Origin of the sequence: Novosphingobium sp. KN65.2 (genome assembly GCF_001368935.1) — a bacterium.
GTDB lineage: Bacteria > Pseudomonadota > Alphaproteobacteria > Sphingomonadales > Sphingomonadaceae > Novosphingobium > Novosphingobium mathurense.
Genome location: NZ_CCBH010000219.1, coordinates 1 through 16,352, shown reverse-complemented (window position 1 = coordinate 16,352; position 16,352 = coordinate 1). Strand labels below are relative to the sequence as shown.

At 65.7% G+C, this 16,352-nt stretch carries 15 protein-coding genes; 7 read left to right on the top strand and 8 right to left on the bottom strand.

The features are described from left to right. Window positions 1-31: 31 nt before the first annotated feature. From SPHV1_RS23325 to crcB, 6 genes are read right to left on the bottom strand one after another with little or no spacing between them, the layout of a single operon-like run. Window positions 32-772 carry a hypothetical protein gene (locus SPHV1_RS23325; protein WP_054948390.1) on the bottom strand — a complete coding sequence of 247 codons (741 nt, stop codon included), beginning with the start codon at window positions 770-772 and terminating at the stop codon, window positions 32-34. A gap of 10 nt (window positions 773-782) precedes the next feature. After that, a complete protein-coding gene (locus tag SPHV1_RS23320; RefSeq protein ID WP_054948389.1) occupies window positions 783-1,481 on the bottom strand; it encodes an ATP12 family chaperone protein in 699 nt (232 codons plus the stop codon). Further along, on the bottom strand, window positions 1,478-1,687 hold the full coding sequence (locus tag SPHV1_RS23315; RefSeq protein ID WP_054948388.1) for a hypothetical protein: 210 nt from the start codon (window positions 1,685-1,687) through the stop codon (window positions 1,478-1,480). Before SPHV1_RS23315 ends, SPHV1_RS23320 begins: the two co-directional genes overlap by 4 nt. Then, window positions 1,684-2,334 carry an HAD-IA family hydrolase gene (locus tag SPHV1_RS23310; protein WP_054948387.1) on the bottom strand — a complete coding sequence of 217 codons (651 nt, stop codon included), beginning with the start codon at window positions 2,332-2,334 and terminating at the stop codon, window positions 1,684-1,686. Before SPHV1_RS23310 ends, SPHV1_RS23315 begins: the two co-directional genes overlap by 4 nt. Next, window positions 2,331-3,611, bottom strand: coding sequence for an RluA family pseudouridine synthase (locus SPHV1_RS23305; RefSeq protein WP_054948386.1), 1,281 nt, complete (start codon window positions 3,609-3,611; stop codon window positions 2,331-2,333). The genes SPHV1_RS23310 and SPHV1_RS23305 overlap by 4 nt, the downstream gene beginning before the upstream one ends. Continuing rightward, window positions 3,608-4,015 carry a fluoride efflux transporter CrcB gene (gene crcB, locus SPHV1_RS23300; protein WP_054948385.1) on the bottom strand — a complete coding sequence of 136 codons (408 nt, stop codon included), beginning with the start codon at window positions 4,013-4,015 and terminating at the stop codon, window positions 3,608-3,610. Before crcB ends, SPHV1_RS23305 begins: the two co-directional genes overlap by 4 nt. A 325-nt stretch (window positions 4,016-4,340) precedes the next feature. Between crcB and rpsU the strand changes: the two genes are divergently transcribed. The 5 genes from rpsU (at window position 4,341) to gatB (ending at window position 8,766) form a co-directional block, all read left to right on the top strand. Continuing rightward, complete coding sequence (gene rpsU, locus SPHV1_RS23295) at window positions 4,341-4,547, top strand: 30S ribosomal protein S21 (RefSeq protein WP_007011585.1); 207 nt, start codon at window positions 4,341-4,343, stop codon at window positions 4,545-4,547. 155 nt (window positions 4,548-4,702) lie between these two features. Then, window positions 4,703-5,224, top strand: coding sequence for an FKBP-type peptidyl-prolyl cis-trans isomerase (locus SPHV1_RS23290; RefSeq protein ID WP_054948384.1), 522 nt, complete (start codon window positions 4,703-4,705; stop codon window positions 5,222-5,224). 112 nt (window positions 5,225-5,336) lie between these two features. After that, window positions 5,337-5,639: an Asp-tRNA(Asn)/Glu-tRNA(Gln) amidotransferase subunit GatC gene (gene gatC, locus SPHV1_RS23285; RefSeq protein ID WP_054948383.1), complete on the top strand. Its 303-nt coding sequence runs from the start codon at window positions 5,337-5,339 to the stop codon at window positions 5,637-5,639. Between the two features lie 134 nt (window positions 5,640-5,773). Then, window positions 5,774-7,261: an Asp-tRNA(Asn)/Glu-tRNA(Gln) amidotransferase subunit GatA gene (gene gatA, locus SPHV1_RS23280; protein WP_054948382.1), complete on the top strand. Its 1,488-nt coding sequence runs from the start codon at window positions 5,774-5,776 to the stop codon at window positions 7,259-7,261. 5 nt (window positions 7,262-7,266) lie between these two features. Further along, the gene (gatB, locus tag SPHV1_RS23275) at window positions 7,267-8,766 is read left to right on the top strand and encodes an Asp-tRNA(Asn)/Glu-tRNA(Gln) amidotransferase subunit GatB (RefSeq protein ID WP_054948381.1); all 1,500 of its coding nucleotides are present in this window, start codon (window positions 7,267-7,269) and stop codon (window positions 8,764-8,766) included. A 66-nt stretch (window positions 8,767-8,832) separates the two neighbouring features. Here gatB and SPHV1_RS23270 read toward each other — a convergent pair whose 3' ends face one another. Beyond that, entirely contained in the window at window positions 8,833-9,135 is a 303-nt protein-coding gene (locus tag SPHV1_RS23270) for a hypothetical protein (protein WP_054948380.1), read from the bottom strand. Window positions 9,136-9,185: 50 nt separating this feature from the next. Next, window positions 9,186-12,101 carry a pitrilysin family protein gene (locus tag SPHV1_RS23265; RefSeq protein ID WP_054948379.1) on the bottom strand — a complete coding sequence of 972 codons (2,916 nt, stop codon included), beginning with the start codon at window positions 12,099-12,101 and terminating at the stop codon, window positions 9,186-9,188. Window positions 12,102-12,433: 332 nt separating this feature from the next. On the opposite strand from SPHV1_RS23265, the gene SPHV1_RS23260 reads away from it, so the two are divergent. Together SPHV1_RS23260 and clpB are read left to right on the top strand one after the other, a co-directional pair. Further along, window positions 12,434-13,567: a S8 family serine peptidase gene (locus tag SPHV1_RS23260; protein WP_231634837.1), complete on the top strand. Its 1,134-nt coding sequence runs from the start codon at window positions 12,434-12,436 to the stop codon at window positions 13,565-13,567. A 191-nt stretch (window positions 13,568-13,758) separates the two neighbouring features. Next, the gene (clpB, locus tag SPHV1_RS23255; protein WP_054948378.1) at window positions 13,759-16,338 is read left to right on the top strand and encodes an ATP-dependent chaperone ClpB; all 2,580 of its coding nucleotides are present in this window, start codon (window positions 13,759-13,761) and stop codon (window positions 16,336-16,338) included. The last annotated feature ends 14 nt before the right edge of the window (window positions 16,339-16,352 follow it).

Sequence of the window (16,352 nt, the reverse complement as noted above, 5' to 3'; positions counted from 1 at the left end):
GGGGGGGGGGGTTTTCTTTTTGCGGTGAACCTCAGCCGGCGGGGCGGTTCTCGATCAGGGCGATCATGCCTTCCAGCCATAAGCGCGGCTCGCGGGCGCGACCGATGTCGCAGACGAATTCCTGACCGCGCCGCGCGGAATCGAGGCTTCGGCGCCCGATCCAGCGGTCCGGTCGGTCATGGTAGGTGAGGCCGCGCTGCTTCAGCCACGGTGGAACCCGCCAGCGATTGAGCGGCCCGCACGGCTGCGTCAGCCGCAACCCGTCCGCTGCCGAACGCGCGGTCGCTCCGGGACCGAACCAGATCGCATTGTTCGCGGGCCATTCGCCTTCGGCGTGGGGATGGGGCCTTGGCGGTTCTTGCCATGAGCGGGACCGGCGCACGGCTTCGGGAGAGCCGCAGGCTTCGACACCCATGTGGGCGAAGATGCGGTGATGGCGTTCGCCCGTCTCGGGATCGGCGAAAAGCCCGAAGAACAGGAAGTGATCCCCCGGCCCGACGCCGTGCCTGGCAAGGTGGCCTTGCGCCGCGCCGCACTGGCCGAACCAGCACAGGCCGTCCGCGAACATCGGATCGTCATGGCACAAGTGCGCGCCGTCGATCCTGCCGCGCGTGAGCGTGGAGACAAGTTCGCCGAGGTCCCGATCGGCAAAGCGCGTGCATGAGCGGTCCTGCGTCGGTATCGGCAGGGAGACGGGCACGCCGTCGATGATCGGAGAGGGCACGCCGCCCGCCGTCGTGTCGAATCCCTTGCGGCTGAAGACGAGCTTCACGCCGCCGGTCTCAGCTTTCGCGGGCGAGCCGGGTCAGGCGCATGGCCAGCTCGAATGCCTCGAGGCGGGTCTTGCGCCGCTCCGCCGCTTCCCAGTCTTCGCCCCACAGCTCGATCTGCCAGTCCTCCTCGAGGTTGGCGGCGCGCCACAGGGCTTCGCTGTCCGCATCCGGTTCGGTGGCGAAGAGACCGACGACGAGCGAGGCGGCAAGGCTGGTGAGCATGCGCAGGCCCGCCAGCGTGAAGTCGTCCTGTTCGTGGAGAACCTGCTCCAGGCGGGCAAGGGTCTGCGCCGGCTGCGGCTTGTGGATGATGCCCGAGACGCGGGTGAAGGTCAGGCCCCATCGCTCTTCGGCCCGCTTCAGCAGGGGTTCCCAGACATCCTGCTGGCGCTTGAACAGCGCATCTTCGGGATCGGCGCGATAGCACAGGGTGTCCGTCTCGGCGTATGGCACGAGGTCGCGGATCGCCTCGGCACGATCGACGGCGACGGCATCGATGGCAAAGTCGCACAAGTCGCGCAGGACGAAACCGGCAGGGTCGATGTTCTCGCCTTGCGCCGCCCATTCCTCGGCCAGTGCCTCGGCCAGCGGCTTCGTGGTCACGACTTGCACGCGGCCCCCGGCAGTCTTGATCGGGCGCCCGTCGAGCAGGACGCGCCAGCCTGCGTCGGTCTCGCCGACGGTAACTTCCTTGTAGAATCGCTTCATTTCGGTGTGCGCCACTTCCGCGCGAGGACTTTGGGAACGATGAAGGTGTCGGCCAGGCCGACGGCGATGAGGATATGGCCGAGCCACGTGGGCAGGGCATGATTGCCGTTGGCGACGAGAATGCCCGTCATGACGAAGGCCACGCCCAGCAGGCGCACGATCTGGATTACCGCAAAGCGGGCCGCCGCCGGATCGCGCTCGCTCATTTGAGCAGGTAGGCCAGCAGTTCGGCCGGGGTCTCCGCGACCCATTCGGCGCCCGCCGCCTTCAGCTCTTCGGGATGGTGATAGCCCCAGTCGACCCCGACCGCGCGGGTGCCGGCCGATTGCGCCATCTGCATGTCATAGCCGGTGTCGCCGATCATGACCGCTTCGCCGGGCAGGGCGCCCGCTTCGAACAGGGCCTGCTCCAGCATTTCGGGATTGGGCTTCGATGGATGGCGGTCTGCGGTCTGAAGCGTGACGAACAGGTCGGCGATGCCGTTGTTCGCCAGGCAATGCGCCAGGCCGCGGTCGGACATGCCGGTGGCGACGCCGAGGGTCCAGCCCGATGCAGCGAGCGTGCGCAGGCAGGGCTCGATGCCCTCGAACAGCGGCTGCGAGACGCGGCCTTCGGCGCGCGCGGTGCGGAAAGCGAGCTTGTAGCTTTCGGCCATGGCCTGCTGCTGTTCGACATCGCTGTCGGGCAGGAGCTGGCGCATTGCCTGCGGCAACGAAAGGCCAACGGCGCGGCGGATCGTATTGCGCGGCGGGGATGCGAGCCCGTACTTGGCGAACGTCGCTTCCATCGCCTCGCAGATCGCCGCCTGTCCGTCGATCAGCGTGCCGTCGCAGTCGAAGACGGCCAGTTTCACCGCTTGCCTCGCGGACCACCGGGCTTCCTGGCGCCGCCACTTGCGCCACCGGGTTTGCCACCGTTGGGCCTGCTGCCAGCGGGCTTGCCGCCGGAAGGCTTGCCGGTGCCGGGCTTGCCGCCGGGGCGGGCAGGTTTGCCCGGTTTGGCCGAACCCGCTCCCGGCTTGCCGCCGCGGGCCGGTGCCGTGTCCCGGCGCGAGCGACGCTCGCCGCGGCGTTCCTTGCGATACTGCTTGGCGTGGGCCTTGGCTGCGCGCTTCTGCTCGTCCTTGCTCGGCTCGACCGGCGCCTCTGGCAACATTTCGCCATCGGCCTCGTCGAAGCCGAGCTGTTCCAACGAATTGGCGAAGTGCTCGGGCAGGGAAGCGGTGACGTCGAGCGGGGCGCCGTCCGGATGGTCGATGATCAGGCGGCGCGCGTGCAGGTGCATCTTGCGGCTGATCGTGCCGCTGAGGAAGGCGTCCTGTCCGCCGTACTTGCCGTCGCCGACGATCGGGTGGCCGATTGCCGCCATGTGGACGCGCAGCTGGTGGGTGCGGCCGGTCAGCGGGTGCAGCTCAACCCAGGCGGCACGGTTTCCGGCGCGGTCGAGTACGCGATAACGGGTGCGCGCGGGCTGGCCGTTCTCTTCGTCGACGTGCATCTTCTCACCGCCGGTACCCGGCTGCTTGGCGAGCGGCAGTTCGATCATGCCGTCGGAGATGCTGGGAACGCCGACGACGAGCGCCCAGTAGATCTTCTTCGCCGAGCGGCCGGAAAAACGCTTGGAGAAGAAGGCCGCGCTGCCCGGCGTGCGGGCGACCAGCAGGACGCCGGAAGTATCCTTGTCGAGCCGGTGGACGAGGCGGGGGCGCGGGCCGTCGGGCGCATAGGCGTCGAGCAGGCCGTCGACGTGCTGCTTCATGCCCGAGCCGCCCTGCGTGGCAAGGCCGGGCGGCTTGTTGAGCACGATGGCTGCACGGTCCTGGGTCAGGACCATCGAATCGGCGAGTTCCAGTTCCTCTTCGCTCAGTTCGCGGCGCACATGGGCGGGCTTGCCGCCGGGCTTCGCCTCGCCGCCGGGAGGGACGCGCAGGACCTGCCCGGCGCTCAGCCGGTCGGCGACGTCGGCGCGCTTGCCGTCGACGCGGATCTGCCCGGTGCGGGCCCAGCGCGAGACGGTTGCGAAGCCGACTTGCGGCAGGTGCCGCTTGAACCAGCGGTCGAGGCGCACGCCTTCATCGTCGGCGCCGACGGTGAACTGGCGGACGATGTCATTGTTTTCGGGGCGGCTCATGCAACGTGCCTCATGATCGAAAGGCCAAGGAACAGGCTCAGGACCCCGGCAATCAGCGAGATGCCGGTATAGAAAGCCGCAAGCCCGAGCTGGCCACGCTCGGCAAGGCTGACGATATCGAGACTGAAGGAAGAAAACGTGGTGAAGCCGCCGAGCATGCCGATGGCAAGGAACAGGCGCGTGCCTTCGCCATGGCTGCCGAAGCGGGCAAGCCATCCCACGAGCAGGCCCATGAGCAGGCTGCCCAGGACGTTGACGGTCAATGTTCCCCAGGGGAACTCGCTGGCGCGGACCGGTCCGATTGCGGCGACCCAGGCGCGGCCCACAAGGAATCGCAGCCAGGCGCCAAAGCCGCCGCCAAACGCCACGTAGAGCGAGGCTACTATGAAAGAGGGATGAGGCATGGCGTCGCCTTAGCGGCGAATCGGCAATAATCCAATTCTTCCCGCATGGGCGCGCCGGCGGGGCTGTGCGGGAGGGACGGAGTCCGGTGCGCGGCGTTGAAATGTGGCCTTCGTGCCACTATATTGTGTGCATGTGGGGCCGGATTGCCGGTGGTTTCAGGCCTTTCTGCTTGTCTTTGCGCGGTCGCTTTGCTAACGGCCCGCCCAATCGAGCCGTACTCTTCCGGGGTTCGGCCCAGTTTTTGGCTTTCAGATTCGCAGTTTGCCACGCGGGAAACGACGCGGGGCGGGCTTCGTTCGTTATTTTTGTGAGGTGTTTCGGTTTATGCAGATCATGGTTCGCGACAACAATGTTGATCAGGCCCTTCGTGCGCTCAAGAAGAAGCTGCAACGGGAAGGTGTCTATCGCGAAATGAAGCTGCGCCGTCACTACGAGAAGCCGTCGGAAAAGCGCGCCCGCGAAAAGGCCGCTGCCGTGCGCCGCGCCCGCAAGCTTGAGCGCAAGCGCATGGAGCGCGACGGCGTCAAGTAAGACGCCGTTCCCGCAGCAAATGCGGGAAACATCCATTGAGCGCGGCGTTCGTGCTTGAACGTCGCATCTGCTTGAGCCATGAGGGCGCGGAAATTCCATCCGCGCCCTTTGTGTATCTGCCTTTGGGGCGAATTTTCGTACGAGGCCTAACGAAGATGACAGAGATCACCCGCGTCCCCCTCCAGCCCGTCGCCAAGGGCGCCGTCACCAAGATCTGGCTCGGCGTTGCCGCGATTGCCCTGGCTGCCGGCGGCGTGGCTTACGCGGCGCTTCCCCCGTCGGTGGACGTGAAGACGCTGACCGCCGGTTCGGGCGAGTCCCCGACCGCCGATGACGTCGTGCTGATCAACTACAAGGGCACGCTGCCCGACGGTAAGGTCTTCGACGAGGCCAAGCAGGTGCCCATGGCGCTCAACGAAGTCGTCCCCGGCTTCACCAAGGCGCTGGTCAAGATGCAGCGCGGCGGCAAGTACATGGTCGAGATCCCCGCGGAGCTGGCCTATGGCGACAAGGCCGTTGGCGACATCCCGGCCAACACCGACCTGACTTTCGAGATCGAGCTGATCGACTTCAAGAGCCGTGCCGAGATCGAGCAGCAGCAGCGCATCCTCCAGCAGCTGCAGCAGATGCAGTCGCAGGGCGGGATGCCGGGCGCAGAGGCGCAGGCGCACCCCTGATCGGGGCCTGCTTCGCCGCTTGATGCGGTCAGGAGCGGGTGCTAGCGCCCGTTCATAGCCCATTTATCGAAACGGGGCCGCGCGTCGGCCCCGTCATCATTGAGGAACAGCCATGTCGGTCGATACCGCAACCGTGGCCAAGATCGCCAGCCTCGCCCGCATCAAGGTGAGCGAGCAGGAGCTCGAGGCGATGGTCCCTGAACTCAACGGCATTCTCGCCTGGGTCGAGCAACTCGGCGAAGTCGACGTTACCGGCGTTGAGCCGATGACGGCCGTGATCCCCAACAAGCTGCGCCTGCGCGACGACGTGATCGACGCCGATCCGCTGACCGGCGGCAACAGGCGCGACGCGGTTCTCGCGAATGCGCCGGCGGCCGAGCACGGCTTTTTCGGCGTGCCCAAGGTGATCGAATAAGTGCCGGATCGCGGATGCCGCGCGTGCCCTTCGATTAGCGCAGGGCGGGCGGAAGTCCGCGAATTTCGTCTTTCCACCTCCGCTCGTGCCGAGCCTGTCGAAGCACGCGCGCAACACTATCGGCTGGAAGCAGCATGACTGACCTTACCGAACTCGGCGTAGCCCAGATCCGCGACGGCGTTGCCGGCGGCGAATTCACCGCCGTCGAAGTGGCCGAGGCGTTCAACGCCAATGTCGCTGCCGCGCAGGATGCGCTCAACGCCTTCATCGTCACCACCCCCGATGCCGCGATCGATGCCGCCAAGGCTACCGATGCCAAGCGTGCCAAGGGCGAGGCGCTTGGCAAGATGGGCGGCGTGCCCATCGGCATGAAGGATCTCTTCGCCACCCGCGGCGTGCAGACCACGGCTGCCAGCCACATCCTCGAAGGCTTCAGGCCCGAGTACGAATCGACCGTTTCGCAGAAGCTGTGGGACGCGGGCGCGGGCATGCTGGGCAAGCTCAACCTCGACCAGTTCGCGATGGGTTCCTCGAACGAGACCAGCTACTTCGGCAACGTGATCTCGCCCTGGCGGCGTAACGACGGCGGCAATGCCGCGCTCGCGCCGGGCGGTTCCTCGGGCGGTTCGTCGGCTGCGGTTTCGGCGCGCCTGTGTCCGGCCGCGACCGGCACCGACACCGGCGGCTCGATCCGCCAGCCTGCCGCCTTCACCGGCATTACCGGCATCAAGCCGACTTATGGGCGTTGCTCGCGCTGGGGCATCGTCGCCTTCGCCAGCTCGCTCGATCAGGCCGGACCGATGGCGCGCGACACCCGCGACTGTGCGATCATGCTGGAAGCGATGGCCGGTTTCGATCCCAAGGACTCGACCAGCCTCGACATGCCGGTGCCGCAGTGGGAAGCCGGTCTTTCCGCCGATCTCAAGGGCAAGAAGGTCGGCATTCCGCGCGAATACCGCATGGACGGCATGGACGCCGAAATTGCCGCGCTGTGGGACCAGGGCGTGGCATGGCTGAAGGACGCGGGCGCCGAAGTCGTCGAGATCTCGCTGCCGCACACCAAGTATGCGCTGCCTGCCTACTACATCATCGCGCCGGCCGAGGCTTCCTCGAACCTCGCGCGCTATGATGGCGTGCGCTACGGCCTGCGCGACCTGCCCGACGGTGCCAACCTGCAGGACATGTACGCCGCCACCCGCGCCGCCGGTTTCGGCGCCGAGGTCAAGCGCCGCATCCTGATCGGCACTTACGTTCTTTCGGCGGGCTTCTACGACGCCTATTACACCCAGGCGCAGAAGGTTCGCACGCTGATCAGCCAGGACTTCGCCAAGGCCTTCGAGGAATGCGACGTCATCCTCGCGCCGACCACGCCGACCGCGTCCTTCGCACTGGGCGAAAAGTCCGACGATCCGCTGAGCATGTACCTCAACGACGTCTTCTCGGTTCCCGCGTCGCTCGCGGGCCTGCCGGCGATGTCGGTCCCGGCGGGCATCAACCGCGAGGGCCTGCCGCTCGGCCTGCAGGTCATCGGCAAGGCCTTCGACGAACAGGGCGTACTCAATGCCGGCCTCGCGATCGAACAGCGGGCCGGGTTCATGGCCAAGCCGGCCAAGTGGTGGTAAGAGACATGGCTGACAGCACTTATCGCATCCAGGGCGCAACCGGTGACTGGGAGGTCGTGATCGGCCTCGAAGTCCACGCGCAGGTCACTTCGAACTCCAAGCTGTTCTCCGGCTCGGCAACCGCGTTCGGCGCGGAGCCGAACTCGCAGGTCAGCCTTGTCGACGCGGCGATGCCGGGGATGCTCCCCGTGCTCAACCGCGAGTGTATCCGCCAGGCGGTGCGCACCGGCATGGCCATCGAGGCGCAGATCAACAAGTGGTCGCGCTTCGACCGCAAGAACTACTTCTACGCGGACTTGCCGCAGGGCTACCAGATCAGCCAGCTGTACCACCCGCTGGTGGGCGAGGGCTCTATCGAAATCGCGCTGGACGACAAGAACCCGGAAGACACCAAGACCATCGGCATCGAGCGCATCCACGTCGAGCAGGACGCGGGCAAGCTGATGCACGACCAGCACCCGACGATGTCCTATGTCGACCTCAACCGCTCGGGCGTGGCGCTGATGGAAATAGTCAGCCGTCCGGACATGCGTTCTCCCGCAGAGGCAGGAGCTTACGTCTCGAAGTTGCGGACGATCCTGCGCTACGTCGGTTCGTGCGACGGCAACATGGACCAGGGTTCGATGCGCTGTGACGTCAATGTGTCGGTGCGCCGTCCGGGTGAGGAATTCGGTACCCGTACCGAGACCAAGAACGTCAACTCGGTTCGCTTCGTCATGCAGGCGATCGAACACGAGGCGAACCGCCAGGTCGACGTGCTCGAGAGCGGTGGCAAGATCGTGCAGGAAACTCGCCTGTTCGATCCGACCAGCGGCACCACCCGTTCGATGCGGTCGAAGGAAGACGCGCACGACTATCGCTACTTCCCCGATCCGGACCTCCTGCCGCTCGAACTGGACGATGCGTTCCTTGAAGAGTGCCGCGCCTCGCTGCCCGAACTGCCGGACGCCAAGCGCCATCGCTACGAGAACGAGCTTGGCCTCTCGCCCTACAATGCGGGCGTGCTGACCGCCGAAGTCGAGACTGCGCGCTGGTTCGAACGCCTTCTTGCCGAAACCGCCAAGGCGGCCGGAAAGCAGCCTGCGGAAGTCGCCAAGCAGGCGGCCAACTGGCTGATCTCGGAACTGTTCGGTGCGCTCAACAAACTGGGCACTTCACTTGAGGAATCGCCGGTAACCCCCGAAAAGGGCGGCGATCTTCTCGCGCTGATCGCCAAGGGCACGATTTCCGGGTCAGCGGCCAAGCAGGTTCTCGAGATCATGCTCGAAACGGGCGAAGACGCTGGCGTGATCGTCGAGCGCGAAGGTCTCAAGCAGGAATCGGATACCGGCGCCATCGAGGCCGAAGTGGACAAGGTCCTCGCCGCCAATGCCGACAAGGTCGAGCAGTACAAGGCGGGCAAGGAAGCCCTGTTCGGCTTCTTCGTCGGCCAGACGATGAAGGCCATGAAGGGCAAGGGCAACCCGCAGGTCGTCAACGAAATCCTCAAGGCCAAGCTGGCCTGACGCTATCCCACCTCCCCGTCGCGGTGCGATGGGGAGATGGATGCCCTATCTGCGCCGCCAAAAGCTTCAGGCGCGCCGGGTGCCGTTCAGGTCCATCGTTCCGAACATGCCGGCCTTCACCTTGCCGGTGATGACATCGCCTTCGACAGTCGCTGTGCAGTCAAGGTCCATCGGCATCGGCATCGTCATCTTCATTTGCCAGCTCAGGCTATTGCCCGAGATGCGGCCATCCCTGATGTCCATGGATCCCAGGTCGCCGGTGATGTTGCCGGTGAAACTGTCGCCTTCCCCGGGAATCACGGTAAGGACTCCCTTCTGGTCGCCGAGCGGGGTCTTGGTGATGCAATCGTAGCTGCCGCCTACTGACATGGGGTCATTCTCCTTGTGGCGTCTGGGTGTCGTCTGGTGTCTTTGCCGGATCATTCCGCGCTTTCGTCGTCAGCAGCGCCCTGTGGGGCCTGCTGCACTTCGATCGGAAGGCCGAGCCCTGCGAGTTGCGGTTCGACGGTCTTGCGGTCGCCGACCACGACGTAGGTAAGGCCGTCGGGGCGCAGGTACTCGCTGGCCGAAGTCTCGATCGCCTTGGCACCGATGCCGCGGAACCTGGCCGCCAGCTTGACGTAGTAGTCCTCGGGGCGGCCAAGAAGTTCGTTCTTGCGGATCGCGGCCTGCACCGCGGCGTTGGTCTCGAACTGGTTGGGCAGGGCGCGGATCGTGCCTTCGGTGACGCGCTGCAGTTCCTCCTGCGTGATCGGTTTCTGGCCCGGGAAAGCGCCGACATCGGCGATGATCGCCTTGATGGCATTGCCGGTCCGGTCGGCCTGTACCGGCGCGCTGACGACGAAAGTGCGCGGGCCGGCAGGCTGGGTCACGCTGCTGTAGACGCCGTAGCTCCAACCCTTTTCCTCACGCAGGTCCTTGTTGAGGCGTGAGAGAAAGCCACCGCCGAGCACGTCGTTGGCGAGGCCCAGCGCTTCGGTATCGGCCTTGCGCCCGGTGATCGGCAGGACGCGTCCGGCCATGATCACCGACTGTGGCGAATTGGGCCGGTCGATCAGGACGATGCGCCCCTGCGCGGCCGGCACGGCGGCGCCGAGCGGCTTGACCGGGGCAGCGCGCTTCGGCGTCTTCCATGTACCGAACGCCTTTTCCAGCATCGGCTTGAGCTGTTCCATGGCGATGTCACCCACGACGGTGATGTGCGCGAGGTCCGGGCGCAGCCACTTGTCGTGCGCGGCGCGCAATGCGGCAGGCGTCAACGCTGCGAGCGAGGCGGCATTGCCCAGGCCGTCGGTCGGCTGCGCATAGGGGTGCTGGCCGAAGAGGGTGGAGCCCAGCGCGCGAAGGGCCATGGTATTGGGCGAGGACAGCTTCTGCGCCAGCTCCGCCTCGGCCTGTGCCTTCACTCGCGCAACGTCCGCAGGCCTGAATGCCGGATGCAGGACGAGGTCGGCCATCAGGTCGAGCGAGGGTGCCAGGTTGTCCGAGAGCGCCGAGAGGGTGACGGTGCTGGTATCGAGCGAGCCGTCGATCTGGATCTGTGCGCCCAGGCGCTCCTGCGCTTCGGCGATCGCGGTCGCATCGAGACTGTCGGTGCCCTGGTCGAGCATCTCCAGCATCATGCCTTGCGTACCGGGCGTATCGAGCGCGTCTGCGGCATAGCCGGCATCGAAATCCATCGAGAGGACCAGCTTGGGCACGGCGGTGCGGCGTGCCAGTGCCACCGGGATGCCGTTCGCCAGGGTCGCGTGTTCGATGACCGGGAACGCGAGTTCGCCGACCGGCTGCACCGGCGGGAATTCACGCTTGGGCGCCGGGTCCAGCGCAGGCGCCTCGGCATGCGGATCGGCAGGAGGTGCGGCGCGATCGGCTTCGTCGCCCCAACCGCCCATGGTGTCGCCGCTTTCGGTGCGTGGACCGGGCACGACGTTCAGCGCATAGACCGGGCGCGACATCCACCTGTTTAGCGCGGCCTTGACCTGCGCCGGCGTCAGCACGGCCATGGCGGCAAGGTCACGCTTGTACTTGGCCGGATCGTCGGAATAGACTTGCCCTTCCGCCAATGTCGCGCCCTTGCCGTAGAAGCCGCCGACGCGTTCGAGCCCGCCGATCTCGCCCGATACGGTGCTGACGACGGCGCGGCGCACTTCGTCCTCGGTCGGCCCGTCGCGCAAGTAGTCGGCAAGGACCCTGTCGAAGGCCGCTTCGGCCACGGCGCGGTCGACGCCGGGCTTCACGTCCATCGTCATCTGCAGGAAGCTGAGCTGCTCGAAGACCTGATCGTAGGCGGTCACCGCGACGGCCAGCTGCTGGCCGCGAACCAGTTCGTTGTCGAGCCGCGAGCTGGCAAGACCGCCCAGAATATGCAGGCCGACCTGAAGCGCCGGTGTGTCCGGATCGTTGATGCCGGGCGCGGTCCAGTTACGGGTGAGCCGCAGCACCGGAACCTGGTCGGTAATGTCACGGGTCAGCGGGGCGGGCAGGGTGACCGGCCCGGCCTTGACCGGTTCGATTTCGGGGCCGCGCGGGATCTGGCCGAACCACTTTTCCACCCTGGGCTTCGCGGTGGCCGCGTCGATGTCTCCGGACAGGACGAGGACGACGTTGTTGGGGCCGTAGTGATCGGTGAACCACTGGCGTACATCGGTCAGCGTCGCAGCGTCGAGGTCCGCCATCGAGCCGATCGTCGCGTGGCGATAGGGATGGCCGATGGGCAGCAGGCCGTCCGCCTGCGCATAGTCGAACAGGCCGTAAGGCTGGTTGTCGCCCTGCCGCTTCTCGTTCTGGACAACGCCGCGCTGCTTGTCGAGCTTGTCCTGGGTGACTGCGGGCAGCAGCCAGCCCATGCGGTCGCTTTCCATGAACAGCGCAAGGTCGAGCGCGCCGGTCGGCACCGTCTCGACGTAGTTCGTGCGGTCGTACCAGGTCGATCCGTTGGTTGGCGTCGATCCGGCCGCCTCGAGCGGCACGTCGAAGTCGGGCACATTGGCCGAACCGCCGAAGAACAGGTGCTCGTAGAGATGGGCGAAGCCGGTGCGGCCGCGCGGTTCGTTCTTCGATCCGACCTTGTAGTAGAGTGTGACCGAAACGATCGGGGCCTTGCGGTCGGTATGGACGACCGTCGTCAGGCCGTTGGCGAGGACGAACTTCTCATAGGGGATGTCGACCTTGGCGACGAGTTCCTGCGGAGTCGCGGTTCCGGCGGCAGCCGCGATCTGGGCGCTCTGGACCTGGGGCCCTTGCACCTGGGCGGGCGGTGCGGCGGCCGTAGGCAGGGCTGAAAGGAGAAGTGCGGCGGCAAGCGCAGTGGCGCTCGTGAGGGGCAGAATTCTCATGAGCCGAGGTCTAGCACGCTGTGACCGACAGGCCAGCGATTCCACGACCAACGCCGGGCAGGACAAGGCCGAATGCCGGGCCCGATGTTCACCGGTTGGTCTTCGACATGGTTTATCGTACTGGAATGGTTCGAAAATGGGACGGTTTCGCTAACCGTGATGCTTTAAATTATCGCCGTAAATCAATCGATTGTCGTGAAGATAGAAAAATTGCGTGATTGAAATGGCTTAACGCTGGAAGTTGCACTCGACGCGCCCGCGCGAAGGCGTACTCTGGGTCATTCCGGGGAGGGGCCGGGCGCCGCGTCGGGCCTCGTGATAAGGAGGGGCTTGTGAACTTCAGGATGCTATCCGCGGCATGTGCCGCGCTTCCGTTTGTGGCGCTTTCGGTGCCGGCCATGGCCAAGTCGGGCGACATCATTCCCAACAGCTATATCTGCGTGTTCAACAAGGCGGTGAACCGGGGCGGAGTCGAATCCGAAGCGCGGCGCATGGCCGGTGCGAACGGCGGGCAGGTCTCGCATGTCTATCGCTATTCGATCCGCGGCTTCGCGACGCAGATGAGCGCGCAGGCAGTTGCGCAGATGCAGGCGCGCAATCCCGCGATCAAGAGCTGCGAGCCGAACCGCGTCATCGAACTGGGACCGATCCGCGAAGAGAAGGGCAAACCCGGCAGTGGCGGCGGCTCGGGCGGTGGATCGACGGCTCAGCAGACTCCATGGGGCGTGAAGCGCGTCAAAGGCGGCATCGCAGGTACGTTCCAGCGCGCCTGGATCATCGATACCGGCATCGATACCGACCATCCAGACCTCAATGTCGACCTTGCATATGCCAATGGATTCGTGGCGCGCGAGGAAGGGCTGTACGAGGACCAGAACGGCCATGGCACGCACGTTTCAGGAACCATTGCGGCGCTCAACAATACGATCGGCGTGATCGGCGTCGCCCCGGGCGCGAAAGTCGTGCCGGTGCGCGTGCTCAACCGCAGGGGCAGCGGCGACTATGCCGGGGTCATCGCCGGCGTCGATTGGGTGGCCCAGAACGGGACCAGCGGCGATGTCGCCAACATGAGCCTTGGCGGCCCGCCCGATGACGCACTCGATGCCGCCGTCACCGCTGCAGCGGCCATGGGCGTCCGCTTCACCATCGCGGCCGGTAACAGCGCAGCGGATGCCAACAGCTATTCGCCGGCCCGCGTGAATGCACCGAACGTCTATACCGTTTCGGCTTTCGACAGCAGCGATGCCTTCGCGTACTTCTCCAATTACGGGAACCCGCCGATCGATTATTCGGAGCCGGGCGTCAGCATCCTCTCCACCTGGAAGGACGGCGGCTACAACACGATCAGCGGCACTTCGATGGCGGCGCCGCACCTGGCAGGGCTGCTTCTGCTGGGGGGCATCGCATCGGGTGGAACCGTCACCGGAGACAAGGATACGAAGCCCGATACCATCGGCATCCATTGATTTTCTGATCGCAACACCAATTTATCGGGCGGCCCGGCAGCAATGCGTGGGCCGCCTTTTTGCATTCTTGATCCCGGACAATTGAATCCGCTGCATAAGGTCCCAAATGGACCGGACAAAAAATGTTGCAGCGGTCCTTGTGTTGCAAAAATGCAACACTATATCGTCGGGATCAGGAGGCACGTAAGATCATGAATCTCGAAAAGTTCACCGACCGGGCCAAGGGGTTTCTTCAGGCGGCACAGACCGTCGCCATCCGTCTGAACCACCAGCGCATCAGTTCCGAGCATATCCTCAAGGCGCTGCTCGACGATCCCGAAGGCATGGCTGCCGGGCTAATCAAGCGTGCGGGCGGCAATCCGCAGTTCGCGACCGACGAACTCGACAAGGCGCTGGCCAAGGTCCCTTCGGTTTCGGGCAGCGGCGCGCAAGGGGCGCCGGGGCTCGACAACGATGCCGTGCGTGTCCTCGACGCGGCGGAACAGGCCGCGACCAAGTCCGGCGACAGCTTCGTCACCGTCGAGCGCTTGCTGCTGGCTCTGGTGCTGGCCACCACGACGCCGGCGGGCCAGGCGCTTAAGGCGGCCAATGTCACTGCGCAGGCGCTTGAAGCCGCGATCACCGAACTGCGCGGCGGCCGCACCGCCGACAGCGCGGGCGCGGAAAATGCCTACGACGCGATGAAGAAGTATGCGCGCGACCTCACCGAGGCGGCGCGCGAAGGCAAGCTCGATCCGGTCATCGGCCGCGACGAGGAAATCCGCCGTACCGTTCAGATCCTTGCCCGTCGCACCAAGAACAACCCCGTCCTCATCGGCGACCCCGGTGTCGGCAAGACCGCCATCGCCGAGGGCCTTGCCCTGCGCATCGCCAATGGCGACGTGCCCGACAGCCTCAAGGACCGGCGTCTCATGGCGCTGGACATGGGCGCGCTGATCGCGGGCGCGAAGTACCGCGGTGAGTTCGAGGAACGCCTCAAGGCCGTGCTCGATGAAGTGAAGGGCGCCGAGGGCGACATCATCCTGTTCATCGACGAGATGCATACGCTGATCGGGGCGGGCGCTTCGGAAGGCTCGATGGACGCGGGCAACCTGCTCAAGCCGGCACTGGCGCGCGGCGAGTTGCACTGCATCGGCGCGACCACGCTCGACGAGTACCAGAAGTACGTCGAGAAGGACGCTGCCCTGCAGCGCCGCTTCCAGCCCGTCTTCGTGGGCGAGCCGACGGTCGAGGATACCATCTCGATCCTGCGCGGGCTCAAGGAGAAGTACGAACTGCACCACGGCGTGCGGATCACCGACGGCGCGATCGTGGCGGCGGCGACCCTGTCAAACCGCTACATCACCAACCGCTTCCTGCCCGACAAGGCGATCGATCTCATGGACGAGGCCGCGAGCCGCATCCGCATGGAAGTGGAAAGCAAGCCCGAGGAGATCGAGAAGCTCGACCGCCGGATCATCCAGCTCAAGATAGAGGAATCGGCGCTGGGCAAGGAGACCGACGAGGCTTCGGCCGATCGGCTCAGGTCTCTGCGTGAGGAACTGGCGAACCTCGAGCAGCAGTCGAGCGAGTTGACCACCCGTTGGCAGAACGAGCGCGACAAGATCGCCGCCGAAGGCAAGCTCAAGGAGCAGCTCGATGCGGCGCGCCTAGAACTGGAGCAGGCGCAGCGATCGGGCGACCTGGCCCGTGCGGGCGAGCTGTCCTACGGCACGATCCCGAACCTCGAAAAGCAGCTTGCGGAGGCGCAGGAACAGTCGTCCAACGCGCTGCTGCGCGAGGAAGTGACCGAGGACGACATCGCCGGTGTCGTGAGCCGCTGGACCGGTGTGCCGGTGGACAAGATGCTCGAGGGCGAGCGAGAGAAGCTGCTCAAGATGGAGCAGGTGATCGGCGAGCGCGTGATCGGGCAGGAGCAGGCGGTGCAGGCGGTGTCCAAGGCCGTGCGGCGTGCCCGGGCAGGTCTGCAGGACCCGAACCGGCCGCTCGGTTCCTTCCTGTTCCTCGGCCCCACGGGCGTCGGCAAGACCGAGCTGACCAAGGCGCTGGCCGGCTTCCTGTTCGACGACGACAGCGCGATGGTTCGCATCGACATGTCCGAGTTCATGGAAAAGCACGCGGTGGCCCGCCTGATCGGCGCGCCTCCGGGCTATGTCGGCTATGAGGAAGGCGGCGTGCTGACCGAGGCGGTGCGGCGCCGGCCCTATCAGGTCGTGCTGTTCGACGAGGTCGAGAAGGCGCACCCGGATGTGTTCAACGTGCTGCTGCAGGTGCTGGACGACGGTCGTCTGACCGATGGGCAGGGCAGGCTGGTGGACTTCACCAATACCCTGATCATCCTGACCTCGAACCTGGGCAGCCAGTACCTGACCCAGATCGAGGACGGCAAGGACGTCGAAAGCGTGGAACCGCAGGTCATGGAAGTCGTTCGCGCGCACTTCCGGCCCGAGTTCCTCAACCGCCTGGACGAGATCATCCTGTTCCATCGCCTCGGCCAGGACCACATGGGCCCGATCGTCGAGATCCAGGTCTCGCGGGTGCAGAAGCTGCTCAAGGACCGCAAGATCGAGCTCGACCTTACCGATGCCGCCAAGCGCTGGCTGGGCCGCGTCGGCTATGATCCGGTCTACGGCGCGCGGCCGCTCAAGCGGGCGGTGCAGCGCTACCTGCAGGACCCGCTGGCCGAAAAGCTGCTGGCCGGCGAGATCCCCGACGGTTCGACCGTGCGGATCGATGACGGCGACGGCGCCCTGGCGATTACCGTGGAGTAAATGAAAAGGGGGGG